Origin of the sequence: Microcystis sp. M090S1 (genome assembly GCF_020246295.1) — a bacterium.
GTDB classification, from domain to species: Bacteria; Cyanobacteriota; Cyanobacteriia; order Cyanobacteriales; family Microcystaceae; genus Microcystis; species Microcystis aeruginosa.
Window position 1 is genome coordinate 1 of sequence record NZ_JADBTF010000146.1, and the last position, 4,217, is coordinate 4,217.

A 4,217-nucleotide genomic window follows, 5' to 3' on the forward strand; every position below is an offset into this window, starting at 1 on the left:
AATAAAAATAATCTCCTGACTTGAAAGAGGGTGTGGGGAAGTGGGAAAGTGGGGAAGTGGGGAGATGGGGAAGCTGTCTCATCACCCTATCACCCCAAAACCCTATCACCCTATCTCCTCCTGAATACTGAATACTGACTCCACCAAGAAACTTTTTCACTAAACCCTAATTATTCGCTAAAGAGATAATTGCTGCGATCGCTAACTGGCCAATCTTGATTTTCTCCACCGATAATTAAACGTTTAATATCGACAAAATCCTTACTTAATTGGGTCAAGGCATTGATTAAAATATCTAAAGCAATAAGATCGCTAGTACCAAGGTCAAACCAACAACGTCCCCAAGTACCTAAGTATTCAAAATCGGTCATATTGTGCATCGGTGACATAAAGGCATTTTCGGCCATATCTGGATCGTATTCCATATAACTAATATCGACTCCCACCTCCTGTACCTGTAGGTTTTCGGCATTGAAAGCTCCTAATTTACCCAAATAAAACCAAGAGGCAAAAACTTCTTCTACATATTGCTGTTCCATATTCGAGGGAACCGTCGAAAATTCCAGCCAAAACCAGACATCAAAAGGATTAAATTCGCGAAATTGCACTTCCATGTTTTTAAAGGTAAAAAGTAAAAAAGAGGTTGGGTGTTAGGGTGTTGGGGGTTCGCAGTTCGGAGTCAAGAGTCAGGAACTCACCGTTCGCTTATTTTAAACTTAGGGAGCTTCGATAAATGAGGCTAACTGCTTTCTGTACAAGGCTTTTAGCCGACTAAGTGGGGAGCGAGGGACTATTTTGGGCAGTCATCTTCGCTGTGCCTGGGCATCGCTACAAAAACGAAGCAATTGTGATTTTAAGTAGGTTAGTTGGCACACTGCGAAGCGGCTCCCTTCGAGATCGCCTTGGATTAATTTTCTCCAAGTTAACCACCGCTAGGTCTTCTGAAAACTTTATGCTGTAAGCTTTTTTCGCCATGATAATAAGGTCGAGTTCAAAAATTTGAGCGAACGGTGAGAAGAGCAATATGCTGTAGGAACGGTTAAGTCTAAGATTTTTCAACCTAGACCAAGTTTCAATGCTTTTTAAAACTATGACAAACAATCCAGAAGATAAGCAATCTATTCATTTAGATCCTAAATGTTTCTCTATGAAATCGACTAGGGTTGCTTTCGGAACAGCACCTATTATCTGATCGACCTTTTGACCCTTTTTGAAGAGTATCAGAGTGGGAACGCTGCGAATGTTATACTGACTAGCAGTTCGCGGATTTTCATCTGCGTTCACTTTGACAACCTTTACGCGACCTGCATATTGTTCAGCAATCTCATCCACGACTGGTGCAACCATACGACAGTGACTACACCAAGGTACATAAAATTCAACCAGAACAAAAGTATTACTTTCCAAAACTTCTTCGGCAAAGGTTTTGTCAGTAATTGGTGTAACTTGAGCAGATGCTTGACTACCCCATCCATTCAAGCCAAGAATTAGCGTAATTGTAACTAAAAAATAGGCTATGATTTTGGTTATTTGCTCGTTATTAATCATAGAAATATTAGCTCCCTGATTGTCTTTAGTCGAACTACTCATTTTCCTGTTCTCCTCTTCAGCACTAATGTAACCAAATATGTATCTGAATCTGCCCTCACTAGGACATGGAATAATAAGATATTACACCTAATCCTATCTCACCGTTCGCTTATTTTAAACTTAGGGAGCTTCAATAAATGAGGCTAACTGCTTTCTGTGCAAGGCTTTTAACCGATTAAGCGGGGAGCGAGGAACTATTTTGGGCGGTCAGCTTCGCTGTGCCCGCGGCATCGCTACGAAAACGAAGCAGTTATGATTTTAAGTAGGTTAGTTGGCACATTGCGAAGCAGATCCCTTCGAGATCACCTTGTATTAATTTTCTCGAAGTTAACCACCGCTAGGTCTTCTGAAAACCTTATGTTGTAAGCTTTTTTGCCATGATAATAAGGTGGAGTTCAAAAATTTGAGCGAACGGTGAGTCAGGAGATTGCGTTTTATTTGTTCTCCCCATTTCCCCATCTCCCCACTTCCCCTATCCCCTAACTCCTATTCTGTAATTTCCAGAGAAAACTAGCGAGGAGATTGGTGATAATATGAGCGAGGATCGGGATTAATAAATTACCGGTGATGATGACGGTATAACCGAGGGCAAAACCGACAACAGTTGCCCAGATAACATAGGGCCATTGTTGGGAACCGCTAAAATGGAGGATACCAAAAATTAGACTAGAAACGGTTAAACCAAAGATATTTAAGCCCAAAGCCGGCAAAATCACCCCGCGAAATAATAATTCTTCACTTAACCCCGGCAGTAATCCAACCCAAATTAAATCGGGCCAAGCTAAAGGTTTAATGACTAATTCTAAGTAAGCGTTAGCACTATGGCGATAACTAGACCAAAAACGATAGAGAAGCCCACTAATTCCACTAATTGCCCCCGCTAAGGCTAATCCGAACAGGAAATCCGGGAGAGTCAAGCGAATTGCGGGAATAGCGATCGCACCGAAATATTGCCAAACTTTGGCGACTACCAGCAAGATAATCGCCGTTACCGCCATAATGGTGAGGACTTGTGTGCGTGTCAGGGTATCAAATTCGGAATTAGGGGAATTAGTCACGGATTCTCGGATAAACAGCGTAAAGAGTGTAAATTAGGGCGAAGAGATGCTAGGCTAACCCCTGCCCGTTGACAAACGATCGCACCGATCGCCTCTGTATATGAGTGTACCCTAATTGCTTTCACCCCTAGGGGTTCCGGGGCCACCTTCATTCTTGTACTATTTTCCTCGACAGCAATCAGTACAGGTTTTTCTTGACAAAAACTCAGAACTGTGCTACAGCCGCAGGCACTGGCGGGAACGATCAGCGCGTCCACCTCCCGGCTCCAAATAGCATCGGGACTGGGCTGCTTGACCAATTGGGGGGCGCGACTTAAACCCACCAAAACGCAGGGTAAAAAAGTATAACCGATTTCTTCGGCCGCGGCCTTGGGGGAAAGTTGCGGATCGAGGGGCAGCGGACTTAAAGCGGGAGCGTGGGCCGCCGGTATTTGGAATTGTCGGACCACCAGATGGGAAATCACCGCTTCGGCCCCGGCAAGGGGATCCACCCCCTGACCATGGCGATAATTAGCCAGGGCAATGCTATCGGGATCGTCGGGAAAACGGGCAACAATGGCGATCGCTTCCGCCCGGCCCTGGTTAATCAGTTTTTCTGCCCCCCGCAGCAAGCTGTCGGGATTGCCAATTGTTCCCCAACTGGCCCCAGAGGCTGCCTCTCGCAACTGCACATTTAAGGGGGCATCGGTGATAACGTAATCGGTGAGATCTAAGCCCAGGGTAGCCCGGACAGCATCGGCAGCCTGAAGGTGTCTTTGCAAGAGGTCAAATTCAATGGCGCGATCGAATAGTAACCCGATGCGATTTTGATGGACGGGACTTAATCCCCAATCCCCCCGGGCAAAACGATCTAAAGCGTAACCCTCCACATAATAGGTGTTGTCCAGAGGCCAGTACAGTTGTGCGCCGTTGAGGACATTGGGATGGGTAATTAGGCGATCGCAAACTTTGGCGATCGCTTTGGCCACGGGAATGCCATCCCCAGCATAACCGCCAATCGCTGCCCCGATGCCGGTGGGAATAATTAGTACGGCGGTATAGGGACGGGAATTCACGAGGCAGTGGTGACAATCGCTTCGACTTTTACCTGATTATTCTCGCTATCCACTTCTGTGATTGCCCAACGCAAGGGTTCACCGCGTTTGGCCAATTCTTTTTCGATTTCTTGCTGCAGTTGTTGCGGGGTTTCCTGTAGGTCGATTTCGGCACTAATAAAGTGAGTGGTCATGGGGATTGTCTGGGATAGTTATCCCCTCAGTTTATCAAGATTTTGCCCTCTTGCGCTGGCTTATCGGCTCTCTTGGGTTTGGTGGGTAAAATGTGTTCTAAGATACAGTCCTGCTGGCGAGGGAGTGGAACGAACCACAAAGACACAAAGGACACAAAGATTGATCGCGTGCATCTCATTTTTGTAAATCTACTAAGTTGAGATTTTTAAGGGGAAACTCCAGGCTAAAATTGGGCGTTACTTTCGATTTTATTACTCAATCCAAGCTTTTGGGGGGTTCTACCCCCCAAACCCCTAGGGCTGTTTCATTCTCCCATCAGAATATCAAAAGTAAAAGCGAT

Annotated in this window: 5 protein-coding genes; all 5 read right to left on the reverse strand. The window is 45.4% G+C overall.

The genetic code is table 11. The features are described from left to right. Positions 1 to 170 precede the first annotated feature (170 nt). Positions 171 to 614 carry a DUF3531 family protein gene (locus IM477_RS06530; protein ID WP_002749339.1) on the reverse strand — a complete coding sequence of 148 codons (444 nt, stop codon included), beginning with the start codon at positions 612 to 614 and terminating at the stop codon, positions 171 to 173. Positions 615 to 1,122: 508 nt separating this feature from the next. Then, on the reverse strand, positions 1,123 to 1,437 hold the full coding sequence (gene trxA, locus IM477_RS06535) for a thioredoxin (protein ID WP_416209722.1): 315 nt from the start codon (positions 1,435 to 1,437) through the stop codon (positions 1,123 to 1,125). 632 nt (positions 1,438 to 2,069) lie between these two features. Then, positions 2,070 to 2,648, reverse strand: coding sequence for a CPBP family intramembrane glutamic endopeptidase (locus IM477_RS06540; RefSeq protein ID WP_287731010.1), 579 nt, complete (start codon positions 2,646 to 2,648; stop codon positions 2,070 to 2,072). Then, positions 2,645 to 3,703, reverse strand: coding sequence for a DUF3326 domain-containing protein (locus IM477_RS06545; protein ID WP_287731012.1), 1,059 nt, complete (start codon positions 3,701 to 3,703; stop codon positions 2,645 to 2,647). The genes IM477_RS06540 and IM477_RS06545 overlap by 4 nt, the downstream gene beginning before the upstream one ends. Continuing rightward, a complete protein-coding gene (locus tag IM477_RS06550) occupies positions 3,700 to 3,876 on the reverse strand; it encodes a DUF8621 family protein (RefSeq protein ID WP_002762817.1) in 177 nt (58 codons plus the stop codon). Before IM477_RS06550 ends, IM477_RS06545 begins: the two co-directional genes overlap by 4 nt. Between the last annotated feature and the right edge of the window lie 341 nt (positions 3,877 to 4,217).

Coding starts and splice junctions, on each gene's coding strand:
- IM477_RS06530 (WP_002749339.1), bottom strand. CDS start 614: ATGGAAGTGCAATTTCGCGAATTTAATCCTTTTGATGTCTGGTTTTGG.
- IM477_RS06550 (WP_002762817.1), bottom strand. CDS start 3,876: ATGACCACTCACTTTATTAGTGCCGAAATCGACCTACAGGAAACCCCG.